This window comes from Fulvivirga ligni (genome assembly GCF_021389935.1).
GTDB lineage: Bacteria > Bacteroidota > Bacteroidia > Cytophagales > Cyclobacteriaceae > Fulvivirga > Fulvivirga ligni.
The window spans coordinates 3,227,814-3,251,714 of record NZ_CP089979.1 but is presented as its reverse complement, the minus strand read 5'-3'; the positions used below and the strand labels follow the sequence as shown (position 1 = coordinate 3,251,714).

The following is a 23,901-nucleotide window of genomic DNA, read 5'->3' as shown; positions in this document are numbered from 1 at the left end:
ATTTCAATTTATAAGAATTATTGGAATTTAAATATATAAAACGGTTTAGCTAATAATTTTTATATAAACGGAAATAGGCATGCGCTTATTTCCATTAATAGCATGGTTAAGTTAAGTATTATTATGCGAGGTGGTGGGAAAATAGATAAAATTCACAATTTTTACAAACGATTGCGAGTTAGAAGAAAATTTGCAGAAGTTAAAATAATGAATTAATATCCGCCATTAAAAATCTGAACCTCATATGAACAAATCATTAATTCCGCGCCTGAGCGCCATGATGTTTCTACAGTTTTTTATCTGGGGCACCTGGTACGTGACCATAGGTAACTACATGACAGCCAACAACATGGCTGATCTGACACACTGGCCATACACGGTAAATCCTATTGCTGCCATTATTGCTCCTTTCTTTATAGGAATGATAGCTGACAGATATTTTGCTACTGAAAAAGTATTAGGCATACTACATTTACTAGGTGGTGTAATCATGTTTTTTGTTCCTCAAACTACAGATAACCCTACCCTATTTATAGTTTTGTTATTGGCTTATAATATGTGTTATATGCCTACTTTAAGCTTAAGTAATACCCTGGCATTTCATAATATTCAGGATCAGGAAAAGCAATTTCCAGTAATCCGTGTATTTGGAACTATCGGCTGGATTGTTTCTGGTTTATTTATAAGCTATGTATTGGTATCTTTCGTTACAGATACTCTACCTGATGCTACGCCTCTACCTATGTATACTACCGCCATCGCGAGTATTCTTTTAGGAGCGTACAGCTTTACATTGCCTCATACGCCTCCGCCAGCAGCAGGTGAAAAGACTTCAGCAAGAAATATATTAGGTATTGATGCTTTTAATCAATTGAAGAGTAAATCATTCATAATCTTCATTATAAGCTCGTTTTTGATAAGCATTCCATTGGCAGCATACTATAACTTTGCTCCTATCTTCATTACTAATGTTGGCTTCGAAAAACCAGCGGCTACCATGTCTTTAGGTCAGTTCTCTGAAATGTTCTTCATGATTCTGATACCATTCTTCTTTGCCAGATTAGGCGTAAAGAAAATGCTAATCTTTGGTATGGGTTCATGGATATTAAGGTATTTATTCTTCGCATTTGCTGCTCCAGCGGGAGCATTCTGGATGATAGTTGTTGGCGTACTACTACACGGATTATGCTATGATTTCTTCTTCGTAACAGGGCAGATTTATGTAGATAAAAAATCTAACGCAGCCATCAGAGGGCAGGCTCAAGGTTTTCTGGTATTAGTAACCTATGGAGCAGGAATGCTAATAGGCGCTCAGATAGCAGGAATTTTATATAACAGCTTCCTGGGTACTGCTGATGCACTAACTCCTGAACAATGGAAGAACTTCTGGATTATTCCTGCAGTATTTGCAGTAGCCATTATGGCCTTCTTTGGCTTGACCTTTACAGATAAAGTAAAAAATAAAGAGGTTTAAAATATTTGGGGCTTTGGATCAATTATCCAAAGCTCCATCATTTACCCAACAGGCAATTTTATCTTTCTCATCCTGAGACAGTGATCCATTAGGTGGCATTGATCCACTCTGGGTACGAGACTTGATCTGAGCAGCGTGGTTTTGCACATTTTGAAAGTTAGTCCAATTTGTAGATGAACCTGTGCCCCCATCATGACAGCCACTACCAAAACAGTTGGCCGTAATAATGGCCTTCACCTCATCATCATAAGAGATTCCACTATTAACGTATGCTTGCTGGCTGGTAGTACACCCGGTCTCATCCTTCACAGTTACTTCATAGTTACCACTAGTTAAGCCCGTAAAATCCGGAGATGCTTGAAAGGCTCCGTTACCTAGTTTATACATTACCTCTCCGTTTCCTGTAGCTATTATGCTCAAATTACCTTCAGCAGAACCACAGCCAGCCTCTGCTACCTGCACCTCGGAAATGGCCACGCTGGCACCATCCGTCTTTACCGTGAAGAATGATGAAGCCGTACATCCATTTTCATCCTGAACTATAATAGAGTAAGTGGCTGCTTTTAGATTATCGAAACTAGGATCGCCCTGAAAACTACCGCCATTAATATTAAATGTGAGCTGACCTTCTCCTCCTGATCCCTGCACTGTAATGCTCCCATCCTCCTTATCACAACCAGATACATTCGCAAGTTCTAGCAGTTCTACTTTTAGCCCAGATTGACTGCAATCTATCTGAGGCTCAGGGTCTCCGCTAACCTTGCAACCTGTTAATTGAAAAATAAGAAGAAGAATTAATAATGAAGTGAAAATTTTATTACCTGACATATTCCGCGTGAGTTTAAAAAACTAAAGATATAAAGTATACGGAAAATATGTATGGAATGGATTTAAAACAAAATATCCTCCAAGGCCTGGCCTCGAGAGGATATTTCGTTGTCTATAGTTGGCTTTAACTATTGCTAAGATAAGGCTACTATTTGATAAAATAAATTTAAAATGGGTCAATACCTTACAAGGTTATATTGTCATCTATTATATATAATTAATAACAAATCAAGAACTGTATAAAAACAAAAATCCCTTGAAGACCTAGCTCCAAGGGATAATTGTTGTCTATAGTTGGCTTTAATTGATACTAAGGTAATAGCAAAGAATCTGAACCACAATCTACCGTCGACCAATGACAATCGATGATCGACAAGCCGCTGTTTTGGGAGACGAATGGTTGAGATTAAATGGAGTCTTGAGGAGTTATGAACTTAGTGCTGTCAGAGTTAGATTCATCACTGCCACTATTCATCAGCCTCTCTTTCAATTGTGGCTTTGATCCAGGAAATGTGGTTCTGGAGGATATATCATATCCCAGATAGACAATAACCACAAAAAACACGATTGCTACTATTAAAAATACCTTTTTCGACTTGCTCATTATAACTTCGGTTCAAGCCACAAATATCCAGCACAGATCACAAACAGACAAAAAAGCCACCAATAATTCATTGGCTTCCATTGCGCTACGCTGAAAGCTTCATCCTGATCGTTCTTTACTGAAAAATAGCGAGCGTTCGCTTCTCTTAATTGGTTCGTTTTCAGAGCCTTCCATTCCTCATCGCCAGCAACGTAATAACTTACATGAGAGGAAGAGTCATTTTCTAGGTATAAATGTGACCACCCTACTTTACTGTTCCAAATCTTAAAATTCCATTCGTTTTTTAACAGGTTCTTCTCTAAACCATACGTACTTTCACCACTGCCCTTGATCATTGGGAAATCCAATGACGATAATCTAAAAAGTGTAGATTCATGCAAATAACTTACAGGCATGTTATCACTTTTCTCAAAATATTTATAAGAATTTGATTCAGAAATTCCTGAAATTATACGTCTCCATAATTTCTTATATTCATTTTGCTTTCCAGCCAACCATAACTCATAAGTATTCTTCAATAATGAGGTGGCTATTTTTCCTGAGCCATGCAGACCATAAGCAGTTAGTAAATCCTTATTATCATCAGAGAGAAGTGGAATAGTAAATAAATCAGGCTTTATGCTATATGAAAAACAGCTGTATGCCTGCTCGTTAATAGAAACAGAAGTTTTATTATTTTTCAAAAACTTGAAAGGATCCCAGGTCCTATTTCTCCTACTATTGAGATATTCATCATCGGGTTGAATCAATAAATTTAAACCTTGCTCCGAAATGGCTTTGCTTAAGGAGATCAACTCATTATTTGATAGCTTATTCAGAGAAGCTGCATCTAAAATAATTAGATCTACAGCCTGCAGTACATTAGGAACCACATACCTAAAATTAACAGGGTCTTGGTTAATATATTCGTATTTGAATTTATCAGTGGTAAGCTCATTTCTGATTGCAATATGATGCCCCTCCTCCCCTAGAAAGTTCTTTAAATATTTAGATTCGAACGTTGGGAACTGATTAATCATTAAAATATTCAGTTTTTCCCGTGGCTCTACTGTAACAGGGAGCGGTTCTGAATTAGTTACCTTCCCTGTGCTATCTATTTCTTGTATGATGTAAAGTCTGTTCCCGAATGCTTTTGTATCAATGGCAAAATAGAAGTCATCTTTATCAGATTTCAGAAATGTAGAGTCAAGCACTTTATCCTCCTCCTTCAATAGTAAGGAAACCGAATGATTGTGCCTGTATTTTCCATCAATAACTAGTTCATCTCCCTGCTTCACCACATAAGTATATTTTAAATCTATAATTCCTTCTAAGGACTTAGCACCCAGATAAAGCATTGACGATGAGTCATATCTGTGAAGGTCATAGGAAGGAATGCCATTTCCAAGCACGAATACGGTATGAAACCTCTTATCTCTTTCAAAACCGGATGCATAGTTTGCCTCTTCTAAATGTGGGTATAGCCGCCTTAAACTATCCAACTGATCCTGTCTAAAATCTTCTGTAAGTAATGCCAGAAACTCGCCCTTCACGGTTTGCTTTGTTTCCAACTTCAAAAACATGAGGGCAACCAGAATGACACTTAAAAAGCTGAGCATTATTCGTATGAATAACTGTTTTTTATCCTTTCTTCTGATCTCTTTAATCAATAGAAGGGCCATCAGCAACCCAGATAGAATAACTACGGGCCACAACCAGTCACTATTTATGATTCGCAGGCCGTCAATCATTTTCTAGTTGTTTTAGCTCCTCAATCATTTGCTTACTCAGGTCACTATAAGCCGCGGCACTTGATGCTGAAGGCCTTTTATCTGAAGGAATTATCTTTTGAAGGTCACTTATCAGCTGCCTCAAAGCCTTATGAACATCCGATTTGCTGGCATCTTCAGTCAGCTTCTTCAGGTTCTGCAGGGCATATAAATACCGTCCAGGCTGATCGATAGCCAACTCTGCTAATGCGTTCCCTGCTGATTTAAATAGCTGCTTATCTTTCGTATCTGGTTGAGCTTTCCTATCCACTAGCTGTCTGGCTCGAGTGAGAGCTTCTCTCAGTGGCAGGTACTTGTCCTCAGCTTCCAAGCTAGATTCCTCTCTGTGGTTAATCACCTCTTTTATATCTCCTGAAAGTCGGGTTTTCTCTTTGATGGGGGGCGGCTCAAAGCCAATGCGATGCACATAGATACGGGCATCGTTCTTTATCTCTTTGATTAAGGTTAATGCTCTGTGCTGATACGGCAGAGATTTTTCAGGTTCGAAGAGTCTTAAGTAAAGCTCTGAGTTCCACATTTCGGTGAGTGCTTGCCTTAGCTTACTTTTGATAGAAACGGTGAAGAAAGTGGCTTCTTCGGCATTGTCATGGTCATGCGTGTAGGCTTCGAGGTTATTTTCCGAATGTTCGTGGTCTTCACCCTCTTCATGATGGCTTTCTTCCTGCAGATGATCTCCAGCTTCATGCTCAGCACCTCCGTCGTGATCATGCATATAACCAGCAAGTGGTTTACCTTCTTCATTTTGCATGGCCTCTACCTGCTCTTCCGGTGATACTGCAATACCAGATTCTGCTTCTTCGCCTAAAAATTGGCCATACTTGAGCCTTAAAGCCTTTTGATCAAACGCCAATTCGTTACTTCTTTTATTAAATTCCTCTTTGCTAATGGACGTTTTCTCCTTCAACAGCTTCTCTGTGTCTATAATAATCTGCCGCTGACTTCGGAAATATTCAGGCATTACATCTACCCCCAGTGATCCTTCTACATAAAACTCATAACTGGCAGTATCCTTTATAGCCACAAAGAAGGTCTCACTTCTGGCTGACTGAGACTGTGGTCTTTTATTATCTCTAGCTTCAATGTAAAAATAGAGTTCGTCCCCGAGGCTCATTTTCATGTTATCCAGACTTATTCTTTTGCTGAGGTCAGCCACTTTAGCATTAGCTTTCAACCCAGGTTGAAATTCCAGCCTTTCCTCTCTGAATTTTACTGATTCACCACTGCCCTGACTCACTGTGGCAATAATATAAACCTCAGTAAGGCCATAATCATCAGTTATTGTGGTAGAGAATGACACATTCTTACTATCATCATAATTAAATGAAGTGTATTGATCCAGCCCTCGAACCTCAATGGCCGGCTCATTATCATGGATTAAATCAATACTATAAAGATCTGATATGAAGGTATTTCCATTCAAATCCTGATACTTGAAATTATAAATCCCACTTTTAGCGAGGGTAATTGAACGATAATAGGCTCCATCCTTATGCACCATTTTGTAAGACTGGCTCCCCTGCTCCATCATCACATCCTTGGGCTCTTGATCAAACTCTAATTTCCAGGTGAGCTTACTGCCTTCGAGCGCTTCAATCTTCATCTCAGTTTGAGAAGAGGTAGGCAAGTTGGTGTATGCAGGGTAGTTGATAAAGACCTCACTACTAGTCAGATTTACAGGCTTAACAGGTTTGCTCGTCAAGGAATCATTAGCATGAAACTCAAGTCCAATTTGCTTATTCACCTTTTCTTTACCCATATTTTTGGAGTATTCTTCCAAAATCAAGTGGTCGACAAGCCAGCTTCCTCCTATGAGTAATACAGTTGCCATAAAAAAGGCCCACAACCTGTGCGATGGAACAAGTCTTTTTTGACTCAGATCTTGTTCTATCTTGTTCCGCTGTAGCTTAGCAATGGTGGATAGCTCACTTATTGGCTCAAGCAATAACCCTGAACTGTACTCTGCAGAATGGTACTTGGAATCCAGTATGGCTACAGCATGCTTATATGACACCTGCCACGGCTTGATCAAAAAGATGGCAATTATGCATGTAAATGCAGCCATGCCGATCACCCACACCGGTTCATTTAGCAAAATATGCCCAGCACCAGCTACTGCCCCAGTGATCAGTAATACTTCCAACCAGGAAAGTAATTTCCATTTTAGTATGAATCGGGTCAATATGTTAGAAGGTCCTTTCATTGTTTTCTTGCCCAAGAGAAGGATCTTTCTATGATAAGAATAATGATAAATAATAAGGCCAACCACTCTTCTAATGACTGGAAGCTTGCCTTATCAGTAGCTTTTCCTTTTTCCGCAGCCGTTTTTGAAGGTGTCCACTCCGATAATGGAATAGTCCTCATATCATACTTTGCGGAATGATATTTAATGGGTGAAATGAGGTTGGCTATGGTCTCAGCCAGCCTGTACCTTAACACCTTTTGAAGGTTGAGATTTTGAGTAATAATATATTCACCGGCTTTACTGTCCGAACTAATGAGTTCAGTGGCCAAGGAATCTGGTCTTAGCAGGAATACCTTTTCGGTCTCCATGCTATACGGCTTTTCAGATAGCCAAAAGGCAACATCTGGCTCTTGATCAGAAATCTTAATATTCAACGGCACCTCTTTTTTGATAGACAATAAAGCTGCTCTGACAAGCATAGCTTGCTGTGTATGAACTTCATCTGCCTGTATGCTTACTCGTACTGGCTCCATTTCTTTCATCGGAATCCATGGCTGATCTGATGACACTCTTACTTCGTCATCTTGTTGTTGTATTCCTTGCGGGCTATTTTCACCGGTCCATTGATATTGTTTATAATTCAGCTTAGCGGAATCGGATGTTAGAACTATGGCCACATTTGTGCTATCTACCTGATATGCAGCTACAATTGCTTTTATACTATCATTTTTATTCCATTCAATCCAGTGAATATTCTTGTTTGTAGTCGGTCGTTTTCCTGTGACTCCGTTATACCTGGAAGCTGTGAAGATTATCAGGCTATCGGGTTCAATTTCGTTGAGATGATTTACTAAGTTCCAATAATCTGGCGTGGGTAAATCTGTATAATTTTTCTGAGGATCATAAACTTCAAATTGATCAGAAAAAAGCCTTACTTCCTGAGTCATTATGAGACTATCAGCCAAGTCTTTGACATTCTCATCACTGAATAATTCCGGTTCTATGAGATAAGCCTTACTGGATGTAGGGCTCGATTCCTTTCTTAATTGTAAACCAGCTAAAAATAGGACTATAATACTTATTAAAATACATCGGAGAATTAGTAGTAAGAGTTCATTCAAACGAATGGTTCTGGTTTGCTTGCTATCAACTTCTTGTAAAAGTTCTATGCTGCCAATTTTAATAATTTTGCCTTGCTGCTTGCTCAACAAATGGATGGCCAGAGGCACTAACAAGGCCAGAAACCCCCAAAGATATCCCGGATATGCCAATGAAAAATTAAGCAAACTTAAGCCTCCTTTTCAGATAAGCACTTAAAACATTTTCTATCGGCTGCCCCATCATAAATTGCTCATAGCTCACTGCCTGAGTGAGAAAGTGCTGTTGATGTTTCTTCACTTTTTCATCCAGAGCTTGTAAATAAAGTTCTTTGGCTTTGCCCGAAGCCACTTTTACTTGTTCTCCACTTTCTAAATCTTCGAAGACCAACGTTCCTTTATAGTTGAACTTAAATTCCTGTTCACCTAATACATGAATCACAATTACCTCATTCCTAGGAGTTTTCAAGCTTGCGATATAACTACTTAATTCATCTTTGGTCTCATACAAATCAGTAAAGACCACGATCATTTCTCTTTCTTTTCGGCTATGAATGGCTGATGCTGCAGCTGATCTTACGGGCCACTTACCTTCGGCATTTACTGATATAAGCTGCTGTAGGAAACGATTAAACTGCTGCGATTGTGAGGACGGGGACAGATGAAATGTTTTACTCTCATTCATGGCATAAAGGCCAATGGCATCCCCCTGACTTTTAGCTAAATAGGCTAAAGATGCCACCAAAACCTGCACGTATGACAGCTTAGAAAGTGCTGCCTCAGTGTGCATCATCGAAGCCGATGCATCAATGATAAACTTGATAGTGGTGTGCGTATCTACTTCGGACTGTTTGATAAAGTACTTACCGGAGCGCGCCAGCATTTTCCAATCTAGAAGTCTCAAATCATCGCCAGGTTCATAACCGCGATATTGACTAAATTCCATGCCACTACCCTTTCTCCGGCTCACATTGAGACCAGATAAGTACTTATCTACCACCACCTTGGATATCAAAGACAAGCCACGGATGGTGCCTATGATATCAGGTTGGAGCAGGTCAATATAGTCTTTGGTAGCGGCCATTAATTTGTCATGCTATTTTAATGCTCTTCAACAAAAAGGCCGTGAAATCATCTGATGTAATTCCTTCTGCCTCCGCTTTAAAGTTGGGAATCACCCGATGTCTTAAAACAGGAAAAGCCACATCTTTAATATCATCTGGAGTTACTGACCAACGGCCTTGCTGCAGGGCTCTGGCTTTAGCTGTAAGAATCATGGCCTGGCCTGCCCTTGGTCCGGCACCCCAACCTACGTTTTCTGATATGTATTCGAAAGTACTGGTTTCCGGCCTGGTAGCTCTTACTATCTGACTTACATATTTCACTAATTGATCGCTGATCGGCACCTCCCTTACCAATTGCTGCAATCTGATGATATCCTCACCTGTGATTACGCTCTTTACTTCTTTCTTTACACCTCCGGTAGTAGCTTTTAATATCGCTTCCTCCTCAGCATCAGTGGGATAGCCAATTTTTATGTAAAGTAAAAACCTGTCTTGCTGTGCTTCTGGTAATGGGAAAGTACCTGATTGCTCAATAGGGTTTTGAGTGGCTAAAATGAAGAAAGGTCTGTCTAAAGCATACGTTTTGCCTGAATAAGTGACTTCGAATTCCTGCATAGCCTCCAGCAGTGCCGATTGGGTCTTCGGTGGTGTTCGGTTGATCTCATCTGCCAATACGATATTAGCGAATATGGGACCTTTGTTGAACTCAAAGAACTTCCTACCTGTGGTATGATCCTCTTCCAGTATTTCGGTACCAATGATATCTGAAGGCATAAGGTCAGGTGTAAATTGGATTCTCCTAAACTTCAAATCTATAGCTTGGGCTAAAGTCCTAATCATTAGGGTTTTGGCAAGTCCCGGCACTCCTTCCAAAAGTGCATGGCCACCAGCCAGGAAACCAATAAGCAGCTGATCAATAGTTTCTTCCTGCCCGATAATCACTTTTCCTATCTCTTGCTTCAAGGCTTTTAGCTTACCTGTAAGTGCAGCTACTTCCTGTTCTATTTGCACAAGTTCTTCATTCATACTTTTGTCATTAAGAGGTTAGCGCGTACATCACAATGTTCACACTAAACCGGGTATTGTCAATTTTATACCAGCGCTTATTTCTAAAATCGTAATCCCACTCACAGCCATAATCCTTATTGCTGTATAGCACACCAATGCGGCCGTTGACTTCTATCGCTTTCAAATAGTCATGCACCAGATCATCGCCCCAGCCATTTAGCTCCTGGGATGTAGTAGGCGGACCGTCTTCAAAATCAAAAAATGAGTGGTAAATAGCGTGGTTTGAGGGTATTTTTTTAAGGGCCATGTCTCCAAAAATATCAGCCATTTGTCTTTCAAAAGACTTGGCAAACAAGCCGTCAATATCATGATTACAATCATCTACGAAGATGAAGCCACCATTTTTGACATACCTTTCAAAGTTGGCTTTCTCTTCTTTTGTAAACTGTACCAGCTTATGGCCAGAAAGGTAACAAAAAGGGCATTTGAAGATCTCTTCGCTAGCCAAAGGAACAATATTTTCACGGGTATCCACTTTCAAGGTGGTATACTCGACCAGCGAATTCATCACATTAGATGGCATTCTTTGGTCAACATCCCAATCTCCTGACTCGTACTGCAACCTTGTAAAAAAGAATGCATTATTATCATTCATAATCTACTCCTACCCTGGAAATATTATTTTAAGTATAGCCAGGGCTTTCTCACCCTGGCTTATTGTTTTTGGTCCGTTGAGACACAGACCTTGATGTTAAATTATGTTGGTCAAAGTAACTTTATGTCTGATGGAGATCATTGAAATCCTAATTATCTTGAATAGGTAATTCATTTCGCATGCCTCCATGTGACATTACTGATCTGGTCATAACTTTTGAGCCAGCACCTTTAACCTGTTTCTATTTAAAGTTATACAGCATCTGATAAGCTGGTGAATGTAAAGTCACGCACTTTCATGTACGGAATCAGGTTGCCATCTACCCTTACTTGCTGACCTAGAGTTTCCAGGTTGTTTAGCATGATGATAGGGCTTTCGTTAAACCTGAAGTTCTTTACAGGATGCTTTATTCTGCCATTTTCAATATAGAAAGTACCATCTCTGGTAAGCCCAGTGTACAATAATGTTTGAGGATCTACCGTACGGATGTACCACAAACGCGTTACCAGCACACCTTTTTTGGTATCCTTAATCATATCTTCCAGGGAAGCACTACCCCCTTCCATGATGGCGTTACTCGGGAATGGCACTGGTTCAACACCTTGCTGCTGAGCCCAATATCTGTCATAAGCCAGATTCTTAGCCACACCGTTCTCAATCCATTTGGTTTTCTTTCTTGGCAGACCGTCACCCGTCCAGGTAGAGCCTGGCACTAATGGGTTTAATGGATCAGAGTAAATATTCACTCTTTCATCCACTATCTGCTGGCCCAGCTTGGTGCCTCCACCTTCTTTTGACATAAAACTTCTACCCTCATCTGCAGTTCTGGCATTTAAAGAATAGAACATGTTCTGTAAAAGATCTACTGAAGCAGCTGGCTCTAAAATCACGGTGTATTTACCTGGCTCAATGGCCTTAGCATTCTGAGACATGATCGCCTTATCGATAGCCACCTGAGAAGCCTCGGCAGCATCGAATTTATTCACATCATTAAAATCTCTAGTTACCCAGCCTGATCCTGTGCCATCATTAGTTCTCATGGTAACAGTAAAATCAAGACCAGTGGCCTGGTTGTAAGCGAAAAGGCCTTTGTTATTTAATAAAGCATTGAAGCTTGAACTATCATTTAAAAACCCAGCCGCTGTAACATCTTTCTTGGCTGCCGGCTCTATACTTTTACGGGCTACTTCAGCTCTGTACTCCGGAGTGATATCTGCCGTAGATTGCTTAAAAGTGATAGAATCATCATACTGCTGTGGATCCAATGGCCCCATGAACTCAGGGTTTTCCGGCGCTAAACGAGCCAGCTCCTCCGCTCTTTTCACCACTCTTTCCAAGGCGGCATCAGTAAATTCATCTATAGTGGCTGTTCCTGATTTTTTACCGAAACTAGCTTGCACCACTAAGGTTTGGTTAGAACGGTGCCCAGCCGTAGAAACGGTATTTCTAGCATAACGGATGTTACCACTCTCACTACCGCTCATATTTATTTCGCAGCTATCAGCAGAGGAAAAGCTCAGGGCCTTTTCCATAATTTGCTTAGCTTCTTCTTTTGAAAATATTGCCATTTTAATTTTAATCTTTAGTAATACAACTGTTTAAATACTACGGCCGGTGTTGATCACATTCACGTTATCGAAACGTGTGGTAGAACACCCGTGAGATACAGCACTCACCTGTGAAGGCTGTCCCTTACCATCAAAGAAAGAGCCGAACATGCGGTAGTCGTCCTTATCACAAATCTTACTGCATGAATTCCAGAATTCCTGGGTGTTTGACTGGTAAGCCACATCATTCAGCATTCCGCCGATTTCACCGTCTTTGATCTCGTAGAACACGGTGCCTCCAAACTGAAAGTTATATCGCTGTTGGTCAATAGAGTATGAACCTCTACCGGCGATATACACACCTTTCTCTACATCTTTGATCATATCAGAAACAGAGTATTTTTCTTTTCCAGGCTCTAAAGAAACGTTTGGCATTCTTTGGAACTGAACATCATTCCAGCTCTGAGAATAGCAGCAACCATGAGATTCCTTCTGATCCAGCATATGCACTTGATCTCTGATGGCTTCATAGTTCACTAAAATTCCATTTCTTATTAAGTCCCATTTCTTGGTCTTCACCCCTTCATCATCATAACCAACAGCGCCAAGTGAATGCGGCTGCGTTTTATCAGCTACAATATTCACAATGTCACTACCATATTGGAAATCCTTGGTTTTCCATTTATCCAAAGTAGCGAAGCTGGTACCTGCGTAGTTAGCTTCATAGCCCAGTACCCTATCCAACTCTAGCGGGTGACCTACCGACTCATGGATAGTCAGCCCCAGGTGGTTAGGATCTAACACTACAGAATATTTTCCAGGATCAACCGACTTGGCTGTAAGCATCTCTTTGGCTTGCTTGGCAGCCGCAGTGGCATCCTCTACTATATCATAGCTATTGCGGTAGAACATCAGATCGCCAGGGCCGGCAATTTTCTCTGAGGCCAAGCCATCCATATATTCATAGCCCATGCCCATAGGAGCACTAAGCGCCTGACGAGATTTGAACTTGCCTTTCTCCTTATCAATAGCCGTTACACCAAACGTAGGCCATATTCTATGGATATCCTGGTCTATGTAAGAGCCCTCTGTAGAGGCAAAGTATTTTTGTTCATTGACCATGAATAAAGCCGAATTAACAAAACTGGCTCCATTATCCATGGCTGCGGCATTAGCATTCAGTAGTAGATCTACCTTTTCTGAAACCGGCACTTCTTTAAAGTCTTTTTTGATGGGGGTTTTCCAGCTTACCTCTCCGTAACCTTGTACCGGAGCAAGTATTACTGGTTCCTTTTGTATTTTGGAGTTGGCCTTAGCTATAGCCACGGCTTGTTCAGTGGCTTTTTTTATGCCTTCCGGCGAAACATCATTAGTTGAAGCAAAGCCCCAGGTACCATTGGCTATTACCCTGATGCCCATACCGAATGATTCGGTGTTCACCACATTCTGCACTTTATCTTCACGGGTAAAAACATACTGATTTAAGTAGCGACCTATTCTGGCGTCGGCATAAGATGCTCCTAGTGATCTGGCACTGTTTAAGGCCACGTCGGCCAGCTTTTTCTTGCTAGCTACATCCAGCCCTGGATCTAAAAGTGCCTCTACCGGAATGGCGTTCCCCATTACAGAAGCGGGGATCATCATGGCTCCGGCACCAAAACCGGCCAGTTGCATAAAGTCTCTTCGTTTCAAGTTTCCTCCTTTTTTTGGTTGATTTAATGATTTAAGCCAAACGTTGTTTAAGCTTGTAGCGTAATATGTAAACTAAAGAGTTAAAATCACATAGCAATTATTTAAGCGGTAAAATACACCTGTTGTAAAGGTTAATGCGAAAAATCATACATATAGACATGGACGCCTTTTATGCCTCCGTAGAGCAGCGTGACAACCCTGAGCTCAAAGGGAAGCCTGTGGCTGTGGGGGGAAGCTCCCGCCGTGGTGTAGTAGCCGCCGCCAGCTATGAGGCCCGCAAATTCGGTGTGCGCTCTGCTATGCCTTCTAAAATTGCAGCCATAAAATGTCCTGATCTGATTTTTGTGAAGCCCAGGTTCGATGCCTATAAAGGTGTTTCTAACCAAATTCGGAATATCTTTTACGAGTATACTGATTTGGTGGAGCCCTTGTCTTTAGATGAGGCTTATCTTGATGTGACGGTTAACAAAAAGGATATGCCATCTGCTACGCTCATTGCTCAGGAGATAAGAAAGCGCATACTAGAAGAAACTCAGCTTACCGCTTCTGCTGGTATATCTATCAATAAGTTTCTGGCTAAAACTGCCTCTGATGTTAATAAGCCCAATGGCTTTTTCCTCATTCCGCCAGATGAAGCTGAGCGTTTTGTGGAGACTTTACCCATTGAGCGTTTTTTCGGCATAGGTAAAGTAACGGCAGAAAAAATGAGGAAGATGGGCATTTTGAATGGCGCTGATCTCAAAAAGTATAGTGAAGCGGACCTGGCATCTCGTTTTGGGAAGTCAGGCCGGTATTACTATAGAATTGCTAGGGGTCTGGACGAAAGGGAGGTAACGCCTAACAGAATCAGGAAATCTCTTGGTGCTGAAAACACCTTTGAAGACGATAGGACTACCACAGCCGAACTAAAAACAGAGCTGGAGAAGATCACCCAGGTGCTTACCGGACGCATGGAAAGGTCCAACACCAAAGGCAAAACCCTTACTTTGAAAGTGAAATTCCATGATTTTCAGCAGATTACCAGAAGTAAGACCATCACTCAATGGATCGAAGATGAGGCCCAGATAAAGCAGCTCTACGAAGAGCTTTTAGGCACTTTTGACAACGAATCTATGAAAGTAAGGCTCCTAGGGCTCTCCATTTCCAACCTTAATCATGAGCTGAAAGAAGAACCCTCCGGACAGCTCACATTAAAGTTCTAGTTAACTTTCGCCTCAACGATTATTGGAAAATGGTCTGAAATATAGGTTTTTCCCCTCTGGCCATCTACCACCTGATAAGTGACGATAGAAACATCGCCTTTGTAAAAGATATAATCAATTCTATCTCTTTTCATATCAGGCTCTAGTTGGAATCCATTAAATGTGTAAAAAGGGCCATATTTCCTTTCTGCTTGCTTAAAGGTATCTTCCAGCTTATCGCTTCCGGAGGTTAGTACCTGATAAGGTGCATTAGCCGGAGGCACATTGAAGTCTCCCGTAACGATTACTGGTTGATTACCAGCTACTTTAGCCACTTTGTTTTTTATGATTTCTGCACTTTGCTTACGTGCTTCTTTGCCTATATGATCGAAGTGTGTATTGAAAAAGTAAAACTCTTTGCCAGTGGCCTTATCTTTAAATTTAGCCCAGGTAACGATGCGTGGTAATGCGGCATCCCAACCTTTAGAAGCCACCTTTTGCGGCGTTGGCGAAAGCCAGAAAGTTTCAGATTCTAACACCTCAAATTTATCTTTTTTGTAAAATATGGGTGAAAACTCTCCTTTGTTTTCTCCTTCACGGCCCACACCAATGTGCTCATAGGCAGGAAGTCTGTCTTTAATATCTGTTAGCTGAGAATAAAGCACTTCCTGAGCGCCGAAAATATCTACATCTTCAAACCTCACAAAATCTCCAAACCAGTCTCGGCGATTATCCCAGTAGTTGATACCATCACTTTCTGCGGCCAGCCTGATGTTAGAGGTCATCACCTTTAGATCCAGCTGATCCTGGGCAAAGCAAAAGGCGGGAAGAGTAATGAGTAATGATATAAAGAATGTTTTTAGAGTAGTGATCATGAGGATATTTTAATGCTATAAGATGCACTAATTTAAGCCACTACTTTTTAAAAACACAAATGCCTATTTTATCAAATTATTTTGATTCTGTGAGGCTGTCAAAGTCAAAGCCTTTTTTACGGACGTAGACTATTTTATCTACCTCTGTCACCACTTCGCCTTCTTCATTTTTTACTTCACAAAGAAAAGTGTAGTCCTTCTTTCCTACCTGATCCAGCTCTGCTATTATCTTCTCCACCTGGTCCTTCTTCACTTCAAAAACACAGTTTAAGGTGCCCTTCCCTGGCTTTTTGTATCTAATGGCGGCTCCTTTGTCCATAACTACATAACCTTTGCCTAGCTGAGCTATAAGAATGAACATGTACCAGGGATCGCACATAGAATATAAAGACCCGCCGTAGTGAATGCCTACCAGATTTTTGTTATACCACCTCATCTTCATGATCACCTCAAAACGCGACATATCAGGGGCTACTTTCTTCAAACTGATGCCTGTTCCGAGCATGGGAGGCCACCAATTAATCAATTTCATCTTTCTTCTATCACTCAGCATGGGTGAAATATAGGGCTAATAAACCAGAATTTGATACTTTTGTAAAAGCATTTAACCTTAATAGATAATATGAAAACTGCAGAGATAAAAACTGAAAAAGGAACCATGAAGGTGGAGTTTTATGAAAAAGATGCTCCTAAAACAGTACAAAACTTTATAGACCTTTCTAAAAAGGGGTTTTATGATGGACTAACCTTCCACAGAGTAATCCCTAATTTCGTAATTCAAGGTGGCTGTCCTGATGGCACTGGTGCTGGCGGACCTGGCTACAAAATTGATTGCGAGCTAGATGGTGACAATCAATATCATGACAGAGGTGTTCTTTCTATGGCTCATGCCGGAAGAAACACAGGCGGAAGCCAGTTCTTCATCTGCCATAGCAGAGATAATACTGCTCACCTGGACAGAAATCACACTTGTTTTGGCAAAGTAGTTGATGGTGTAGACGTTATAGACAACATCAGACAAGGTGATAAGATTGAAAAAATTACAATTAGCGAAAACTAAGATTATATTAGGTGCATGGCTGGTATTACTAACGCATATCAGCTATGCCCAATCTTCTACTTCTCAGCCTAAGGCCACGCTAACTCTTCATAGCCAAAGTGATTTCACCGTCACTGATAATACGTTAGCTTTTACTGAAGGTGAACAAACCATTTTATCCCTCACCGTTATCGGCCCTGGTGATAAAAGAATAGATGCCGGAATGGACAAGACTTTGGTCATTTCCATGCCTTCCAACAAAGACCTTGGTATAGACGACTGGGAAAATTATAAGGCCTTTATAGAAATAAGCGGATGTAGATGCTTTAACAGAGGTTTCAACCCAGTTACGAGCGGAACGCTGACCATTTCTAAGCTAAACAATGACAGGTGGTCTATCTCTGCCGATCTTACAGCAACCGGAAGAGATAATAATGAACCAATACTTTTCTATTTTGAAGGAGAAATAGAAGCTAGTGTACCTTAATGAATCACTTTCTGGCCGATATGCTCAGCCACACTATCCCAAAGATTGATACGTACTTCTAGAGCTTCTTTCGCCACCTTGAGGCTTTCCTCCCATTTGTTCTCATCATCTCCACACAGGCCTTCTATCATTTTCAAAGATAGCGGTCCATGCTCGTCACCATCTAATTCTATATGGCGATTCAGATAATAAGTAAGCTGATTATAACTGGTATTATCCTCTTGCTCTGAGCGCTTGATGATCTCGATGAACATATCTGGTATCAGATCCTCGCGGCCAAAGGTAAAGGCAGAGGCAATAAGGTGTGGCTTACCGGTTTTAATGGTATCAAAAGTGAACTGCACAAATTTCTTAACGGCCGGTATTTCAATGGCTTCAATAGACTTATCCAGGCCATTATTAGCAATACTTTCTAGAAAGCGATTGATCTCAGCGGTGTCAGCCCCCACTTGCTCCATGGCAGCTAAGTACATTTCATAGTGACTCATTACATCACCAGCTTCGTTCACATCACTTTCCTCACCCAGCACTATTTCATTTATAAAACGGGCCACATTCGGGTCTGAAGCAGGCACCCAAGGCACGTTAGTACAGGTGAGTTTTTGCTGTAAAGCTTTGAGCAAAGACATAAAATCCCACACGGCATATACATGCTGCTCCATAAATATTTTTATGTCTTCCAGAGAAGATAATTTCTGATAAAGGTGGTGATCAGTAAGTTGCTTTCTTAACGGCGCTATGGCCTCCTCAATCTTTTCAATCTGCGCATTCATATTACAAAGCTAAGGCATTTTGGTCATTTCATTACTCAGAAGGTGCGGCGAATGAGAGTGGCTTAAACAATTGTAAGTGAGCGGCTGTTGATGAAATCAATAACTATAACTAAAAAAACTATGTCATTACTCACCATTATATTAAGCATACTAATTCCACCATTGGCCGTATTCCTAAAACATGGACTGGGCACCACCTTTTTGGTTAACCTTATCCTTACCATCATCTTCTGGGTACCAGGGGCTATTCATGCTTTATGGGTGAATAGTAAGGGGTGATGAGCATAGAACTCGGGCATTACAAATGCCCGGGAATGTTTCGATCGCAATATAATTGCGATCGAGCTCAAAATTGCGATCGAGCTCAAATCAGGTATAACTAAACAGTTCAATGATAATTATTCCTTTTTCTCTTAATGATTCTCTGACCTGATTTATGTGCTTTTGGCGTTTAATGGCATAATCGTCCCATGTTTGATCGTCTTGCTTGGGGAATTTCAATTTATTCGAAAGGTCGTTGAACGCTGATTGATCTAATTCTTGATTATAGCTAAGAACGGCGAAAACATCTATATCGGTTTGGTCCACTTGAACTGTATTAGAGAATATAGGTGGGGCAGAATTTAGTTGATCTATCTCCTTTTGAGCCAATATAATCAACTTATGATAGTAGGCAATTTGAAAGTCTGAATCTGAATACTCACATTCCGTTCTCTGTAACTTACACTCACAGGACTTCATTTCAACAATATCAATCTTCTTAATATTTTCTAAGCTTAAGACTTGCATATCTTCTAGTGAAGCCGCTGAGTATTTAATTTTAACAGGCTCTTCAGGCTTGGGAAAATTAATAGTTTGAATGGATACAAATAGTCTGATCTTTCCGTTTTTTTGTTCTCTCTCACTTTTTAAATAAGACAGCAACTGATCATTGTTTTTCGGAAGGATATTTCTTGAAGCCAGTTGTAAATACCCACTTAATACAGAATTGTCTTTTAACTGTACTTTAACTTCATAAAATCGGCACGCGCCAACGTCCGCTTTCACGAAACAACTGGAGAATATTGCCAAAATGATGAGAATGACCGATTTCATGAGTTTTTTTTAATTATAAAGCTTTTTTTATACAATCATTGATTTATGTGATTGAAAACCTCTTCCACCTTCTCCTCCAGCTCCAACTCTCCTTCCAGCCAAATGACTGTACCCGAGACCTCCCTGAGCCATTGCTCCTGAATTTTAAAGGATCTGCCTGTAAAATCAGGGTCATCGTATTGTTCGGCCCAGGTGAGGAATGCCTCTGAGTTTCTTCGGGTGAGATCATCGGTGATTAGCTTTTCACCGTAGCGTTGCTGCTCTCGTTGTCGAAGGCGCTGCATGCGTATAGCATTGGGCAGGTATATAAACACAACCAGATCGAAATAAGACTTCCATTCATGGCCCCAGCTAATGAGCGAACCACTGACCACTGCATTCTCTACTTTTGATAAATCACTTTTTAGATGATCATTTCTATCCTGTAAAGATTCCTTTTCTGTAAAAGGCACTTCTGTTTTCTTCCAGTAATAATTATCCGCATCTAAATGGGTGAATGCTGAATTTTTGGCAATTTCACCCGCCAGGGTGGTAGTTCCATTTCCTGATGCACCAATGATCAATATCTTCATAAGTCAACAGAATAAAAATCTAACAACGACATTTCAATGGAGAGGTTTCACCGCTAAATTAATCTTCTTTGGACTATTTTGCCTTCATCTCTATTAGATCCCACAGGTTTCCATATAGATCTTTGAACACCGCAACGGTGCCATATTCCGCTTCGTTAGGTACTCTCATGAACTCGATCCCATTGTCCACCATATCATTATAATCTCTCCAAAAATCGTCTGTACTTAAGAAAAGAAATACCCTCCCTCCTGTTTGATTACCGATGGCCGCCTCTTGCTCAGGGCCAGATGCCTTAGCCAACAGGATATTAGTGCCTTTAGAGTTAGGTGGCGCTATTAATACCCACCTTTTATCTTGCTCTGGCATGTAAGTATCTTCTACCAGCTTGAAATGTAGCTTTTGTGTATAAAATTCAATCGCCTCGTCATAATCTTTTACTACTAAGGCTATATGGATGATGGATTGGTGCATAAGAATGAATCTCTGATATAGAAAAATGAAGACTAAAACTGCTTCAATGTTTAAAAAGTAAAGGTCACCAATTTCATCTTAAGACCGGCTTATAAAAATGAAAAATCCCACCGGATGAGTGGGATTTTTTTGTAATAAAATTACTGCATCACAGGTAATTGCAGAAAGGATTTATATTGCCCTCCGGTATGCACAATATGCTTACCTGCATTCTCTGGCTCATAACTCGGGGTACCAGGCATAATGGCCCCTAAAAAGTTCTTCCCTGTAATCACAAACCTCAATTGCTCGCCTGGGTAAAGCACCATGCCTATGGGCATAAGATCCACTTCTATCGCTACTATTTCACCTTGAGCTAATTTTTCTGTTCTATCAAAGCTATGCTCAGGAACCTGATCTCCAGATGTTGAAGACAGATTTCTGGCAGATACCTTGAGTCTACCATTAGATCCTTTATATCTTAATACTGATCCACCATCTTCCGTAAGGTCATGCATTAGCGCTCCTTGATTAGGAATTACAAACTGCTGTAGGTGATTACCATACTTATCCAGCTTTTGCAGATAGAAAAACAGATCCATATCATCAGCATCTTCGGCAGAAACCCAAAGGTGAGCTTTTGGATAACCTACTAAGACTGTTTCTTCTTCAAACCTATGGATAAAAGAGACCATTCCAGGGCCTGCCTGTGTATCATAAATTACAGGTATATGTTCACTAGCATTTCCCGGCTTTAATTCTCGTGTCTTACCATCTAAAAAGAACTGTTCATTATGTACATCTACCGGAGGGAAACTGGTTGCAGGAGTGTTAACTCTGTCGTTTCCATTGAAGTCGTGAACAGCATAACGCACGCGTGGCGTTTCTTGCCAGTCATTACTTTCACCTTTCAAATAATAATCAAAGAACTTTCTTAAATCTTCAGTATTGTCTTCATCATAGTAATCTGGCCACTCTTGTGTGTTATGAATTCGTAGCCATTTCTCTTCAGATGCTATTTTACACCATGCTCTGAATGTGCCCATGGTGTGAAGCGTATTAGAATAGCTAGCCACCACATACGCCGGCACATTGATATTGCTTAGATTCACTATTTTATCCTGCCATACGCTATGATCTGCAAACGGATAAGTTTGTGCCTCCTCAAATACATCTTCACGTAAGCCATTACCGACGTGGTTTACCTGTAGCCTCTTGGTAAAATGCAGGTCGGCCATTCCGCCTTTTCTGGTTAAGTCACGATATACATCACTTAAACCTTCGCATGGGTTAATAGCTGCTAAATGCGGTGGACGCTCCGCTGCTGTAAACCACTGTGAAATAGCCAGATAGGAGGTTCCACTCATGCCCACTTTACCATTACACCACTCTTGTTCTGCAAGCCACTCTATCAAATCATGGCAATCTCTACCTTCTTGAGTACCAAACATGGATATATCCCCTTCTGAATAGGCCACTCCGCGAGGGTCAGGATTACAGATAGCATACCCCTGGCTGCACCAGTAGGCGGGATCTGGTCCTTCAAACTTAGCCAGACCAGAAAGGATACCATTATCAATCCCCAGCATGTTATAAAGGGCTGTGGTTCTGGGTGCAGATCCACCGCTTTTTCCGTAAGGACTCCACGCTATGATTACCGGCACATTCTCTTCACCTTTTGGTCTGTATAGATCTGTGTAGATGGTGATGCCGTCACGCATTTTCACTGGCACATCCTTTTCAAATACAATATCTGAAGAGAGAGGCTTAAACTTTTGATCTAGTTGAAAACCTTTGGGTAAAATCTCGGTGCGAGGATCAAACTTGCTCCATATGCCATGGATACCTCCATCGTCATAAGAATAGGCTTCTTTAAAAATTCTTTGATCCTTATTGTTGTTTACTGCTAAATCTTTCATATCCGAATTCACTTTTTGTAATACCTAAAAAATTAAGATTGCAATCTTTTTTCCTTCGAAGCTTTTACAAAATTAGCAGTAGCATGATTCAAAATATGAAATGAATCAAGTCAAAAAGTATAAATTTCAAACCATACTTATAATCTAAATTGCTTTGGAGTGGATCCAGTCATCTTTTTGAAAAAGTTACTGAAGTAATTCGGATATTCATAACCCAGTGCATAGGCTATATTCGCTACCGACCAGTCTGTATGTCTAAGCAGGGTAATAGCCTCGGCTATTAACCTTTCGGAAATCAATTGAGTAGTAGACTTACCGGTTATTTCCTTCACCGTTCTATTTAGATAATTAACATGAATAGACAAGATATCAGCATAATCCTGAGCTGACTTCAGGCGCACAGACATATGCAGATCTTCTATTGGAAACTGGCTTTCTAGCAAATCTGTAAACTGAGTGGTAATTCTTAAAGCTGACGTACTATATTTCCTGAAATTATCGGTGGGGTTAATGTGTAGCGCCTCGTGAACTATCATTTGAATATAATTTCTCATGAGGTCATCTTTATACAGATAATCGGTATTTTCATGCCGAAGCATACTTTCAAAAATGTCTGTGATGGCCGCTTCTTGATGGGCGTTTAGTTTATAGGCCGGGGGTGACGCTACCTGAAAGAGTGGAGAACTTCTTAAACTCTGCATTCTTTCCATCGGCTTCATAAACACGTCTGTAAATACGCAAGAATATCCCTGGTGATTATCTTCTAATATTTCAGTAGCATATGGCACCTTGGGATTGATAAGGACTAAATAGACTCCATTCATATGCACTACATGATCATCAAAATGCAGCTTACTGTTTCCTTTACTTAATAGAATTAAATAAAAGTACCTTCGCCCAAAGGCCGAGATCTTACTTTTAGACAAAGTATTTCTGCTCACCTTAAAGCCCCGCAGCTTTAAAGCTGAAGTTAATTCAGGACCGGGGTATTGATGTTTAGATGCCATTGTAACGAATAAATTAAAGCATGAAATTCGAGAAAATGGCAATAGCTTTCAATTTATTTGATTTTAACTACGCTCAAAGATCTTCTTATTTATAAACATGCTTTATAGGACAAAAGGCTGTAGCTAAAGTAGAAAACAAGCTATCCGTTTTTTCATCTGGTTGCAGGTGTTTGCTATATAAATCGACATGAATGTCATATTCATTTGGATTCGGCCCAAAAGTGGTGCAAGAATTATCATATTCTCTGGTGACATCATGTGTTTGTAACGCGCGTTGGAGAAAAAATAGAAAATTTGCGTGCTGAGCAGAATCTAATACTACATAAGTTTGAAATTGTGTATTCTCATCTCTAATAAGAATCCAATCTTCATTTTTAGGAAAATGCTCATTCCGTTGTAACACGTAGCTATTATGACCTTCCCCTCCTATTCCGCCATGGTAAGTCTCTACGATTTCTATGCGATTGGCATTGTTTACACGCTCTATCAACTCCGAATCAGAAAGTGAGCATGAACACAATAGAACCAATGCAATTAAAAATCTTGATGGTATCAACATCAGGTGTCATTTAGACTGTTAAA

General features: G+C 40.5%; 24 protein-coding genes. 5 read left to right on the top strand and 19 right to left on the bottom strand.

Annotation, left to right across the window (positions count from 1 at the left end; translation table 11 throughout):
* Positions 1–244: 244 nt before the first annotated feature.
* Positions 245–1,474, top strand: a complete 1,230-nt coding sequence (locus LVD16_RS13910; protein ID WP_233774556.1) for an MFS transporter — start codon at positions 245–247, stop codon at positions 1,472–1,474.
* An 18-nt stretch (positions 1,475–1,492) separates the two neighbouring features.
* Here the strand turns inward: LVD16_RS13910 and LVD16_RS13905 are convergent, their stop codons facing one another.
* The 10 genes from LVD16_RS13905 to LVD16_RS13860 all read right to left on the bottom strand — a co-directional run bounded on the left by LVD16_RS13905 (position 1,493) and on the right by LVD16_RS13860 (position 13,920).
* The gene (locus LVD16_RS13905) at positions 1,493–2,302 is read right to left on the bottom strand and encodes a hypothetical protein (RefSeq protein WP_233774555.1); all 810 of its coding nucleotides are present in this window, start codon (positions 2,300–2,302) and stop codon (positions 1,493–1,495) included.
* Between the two features lie 406 nt (positions 2,303–2,708).
* Positions 2,709–2,906 (bottom strand): hypothetical protein, encoded by a 198-nt coding sequence (locus LVD16_RS13900; RefSeq protein WP_233774554.1) that lies wholly within the window; start codon positions 2,904–2,906, stop codon positions 2,709–2,711.
* A complete protein-coding gene (locus LVD16_RS13895; protein ID WP_233774553.1) occupies positions 2,906–4,636 on the bottom strand; it encodes a hypothetical protein in 1,731 nt (576 codons plus the stop codon). The genes LVD16_RS13900 and LVD16_RS13895 overlap by 1 nt, the downstream gene beginning before the upstream one ends.
* Positions 4,629–6,890, bottom strand: a complete 2,262-nt coding sequence (locus tag LVD16_RS13890; protein WP_233774552.1) for a hypothetical protein — start codon at positions 6,888–6,890, stop codon at positions 4,629–4,631. The genes LVD16_RS13895 and LVD16_RS13890 overlap by 8 nt, the downstream gene beginning before the upstream one ends.
* Entirely contained in the window at positions 6,872–8,143 is a 1,272-nt protein-coding gene (locus LVD16_RS13885; protein WP_233774551.1) for a BatA domain-containing protein, read from the bottom strand. Before LVD16_RS13885 ends, LVD16_RS13890 begins: the two co-directional genes overlap by 19 nt.
* Complete coding sequence (locus LVD16_RS13880; protein ID WP_233774550.1) at positions 8,136–9,038, bottom strand: DUF58 domain-containing protein; 903 nt, start codon at positions 9,036–9,038, stop codon at positions 8,136–8,138. Before LVD16_RS13880 ends, LVD16_RS13885 begins: the two co-directional genes overlap by 8 nt.
* Before the next feature lie 7 nt (positions 9,039–9,045).
* Positions 9,046–10,044, bottom strand: a complete 999-nt coding sequence (locus LVD16_RS13875; RefSeq protein WP_233774549.1) for an AAA family ATPase — start codon at positions 10,042–10,044, stop codon at positions 9,046–9,048.
* A 10-nt stretch (positions 10,045–10,054) separates the two neighbouring features.
* A complete protein-coding gene (locus tag LVD16_RS13870) occupies positions 10,055–10,681 on the bottom strand; it encodes a DUF4159 domain-containing protein (RefSeq protein WP_233774548.1) in 627 nt (208 codons plus the stop codon).
* A 251-nt stretch (positions 10,682–10,932) separates the two neighbouring features.
* A complete protein-coding gene (locus LVD16_RS13865; RefSeq protein WP_233774547.1) occupies positions 10,933–12,249 on the bottom strand; it encodes a TldD/PmbA family protein in 1,317 nt (438 codons plus the stop codon).
* 30 nt (positions 12,250–12,279) lie between these two features.
* Complete coding sequence (locus LVD16_RS13860) at positions 12,280–13,920, bottom strand: TldD/PmbA family protein (RefSeq protein ID WP_233774546.1); 1,641 nt, start codon at positions 13,918–13,920, stop codon at positions 12,280–12,282.
* Between the two features lie 134 nt (positions 13,921–14,054).
* Between LVD16_RS13860 and dinB the strand changes: the two genes are divergently transcribed.
* A complete protein-coding gene (gene dinB / locus LVD16_RS13855; protein ID WP_233774545.1) occupies positions 14,055–15,122 on the top strand; it encodes a DNA polymerase IV in 1,068 nt (355 codons plus the stop codon).
* Here the strand turns inward: dinB and LVD16_RS13850 are convergent.
* Both LVD16_RS13850 and LVD16_RS13845 read right to left on the bottom strand, forming a co-directional pair.
* Positions 15,119–15,976, bottom strand: a complete 858-nt coding sequence (locus tag LVD16_RS13850) for an endonuclease/exonuclease/phosphatase family protein (protein WP_233774544.1) — start codon at positions 15,974–15,976, stop codon at positions 15,119–15,121. The genes dinB and LVD16_RS13850 overlap by 4 nt on opposite strands.
* 76 nt (positions 15,977–16,052) lie before the next feature.
* The gene (locus tag LVD16_RS13845) at positions 16,053–16,508 is read right to left on the bottom strand and encodes a YiiD C-terminal domain-containing protein (protein ID WP_233774543.1); all 456 of its coding nucleotides are present in this window, start codon (positions 16,506–16,508) and stop codon (positions 16,053–16,055) included.
* 90 nt (positions 16,509–16,598) lie between these two features.
* Between LVD16_RS13845 and LVD16_RS13840 the strand changes: the two genes are divergently transcribed.
* Together LVD16_RS13840 and LVD16_RS13835 are read left to right on the top strand one after the other, a co-directional pair.
* Positions 16,599–17,036 carry a peptidylprolyl isomerase gene (locus LVD16_RS13840; protein ID WP_233774542.1) on the top strand — a complete coding sequence of 146 codons (438 nt, stop codon included), beginning with the start codon at positions 16,599–16,601 and terminating at the stop codon, positions 17,034–17,036.
* Entirely contained in the window at positions 17,008–17,502 is a 495-nt protein-coding gene (locus tag LVD16_RS13835) for a hypothetical protein (RefSeq protein ID WP_233774541.1), read from the top strand. Before LVD16_RS13840 ends, LVD16_RS13835 begins: the two co-directional genes overlap by 29 nt.
* Here the strand turns inward: LVD16_RS13835 and LVD16_RS13830 are convergent.
* The gene (locus tag LVD16_RS13830) at positions 17,499–18,275 is read right to left on the bottom strand and encodes a DUF3050 domain-containing protein (RefSeq protein WP_233774540.1); all 777 of its coding nucleotides are present in this window, start codon (positions 18,273–18,275) and stop codon (positions 17,499–17,501) included. The genes LVD16_RS13835 and LVD16_RS13830 overlap by 4 nt on opposite strands.
* Before the next feature lie 120 nt (positions 18,276–18,395).
* Between LVD16_RS13830 and LVD16_RS13825 the strand changes: the two genes are divergently transcribed.
* Complete coding sequence (locus LVD16_RS13825; RefSeq protein ID WP_233774539.1) at positions 18,396–18,554, top strand: YqaE/Pmp3 family membrane protein; 159 nt, start codon at positions 18,396–18,398, stop codon at positions 18,552–18,554.
* A gap of 90 nt (positions 18,555–18,644) precedes the next feature.
* On the opposite strand, the gene LVD16_RS13820 is transcribed toward LVD16_RS13825, so the two are convergent.
* The 6 genes from LVD16_RS13820 to LVD16_RS13795 all read right to left on the bottom strand — a co-directional run bounded on the left by LVD16_RS13820 (position 18,645) and on the right by LVD16_RS13795 (position 23,878).
* Positions 18,645–19,370, bottom strand: coding sequence for a hypothetical protein (locus tag LVD16_RS13820; RefSeq protein ID WP_233774538.1), 726 nt, complete (start codon positions 19,368–19,370; stop codon positions 18,645–18,647).
* Between the two features lie 35 nt (positions 19,371–19,405).
* Positions 19,406–19,942, bottom strand: a complete 537-nt coding sequence (locus LVD16_RS13815) for an AAA family ATPase (protein ID WP_233774537.1) — start codon at positions 19,940–19,942, stop codon at positions 19,406–19,408.
* Between the two features lie 73 nt (positions 19,943–20,015).
* Positions 20,016–20,414, bottom strand: a complete 399-nt coding sequence (locus LVD16_RS13810; RefSeq protein WP_233774536.1) for a VOC family protein — start codon at positions 20,412–20,414, stop codon at positions 20,016–20,018.
* Positions 20,415–20,554: 140 nt separating this feature from the next.
* Positions 20,555–22,312 carry a CocE/NonD family hydrolase gene (locus LVD16_RS13805; RefSeq protein ID WP_233774535.1) on the bottom strand — a complete coding sequence of 586 codons (1,758 nt, stop codon included), beginning with the start codon at positions 22,310–22,312 and terminating at the stop codon, positions 20,555–20,557.
* A gap of 137 nt (positions 22,313–22,449) precedes the next feature.
* Positions 22,450–23,319, bottom strand: coding sequence for a helix-turn-helix domain-containing protein (locus tag LVD16_RS13800; RefSeq protein WP_233774534.1), 870 nt, complete (start codon positions 23,317–23,319; stop codon positions 22,450–22,452).
* Positions 23,320–23,404: 85 nt separating this feature from the next.
* On the bottom strand, positions 23,405–23,878 hold the full coding sequence (locus tag LVD16_RS13795) for a hypothetical protein (protein WP_233774533.1): 474 nt from the start codon (positions 23,876–23,878) through the stop codon (positions 23,405–23,407).
* Between the last annotated feature and the right edge of the window lie 23 nt (positions 23,879–23,901).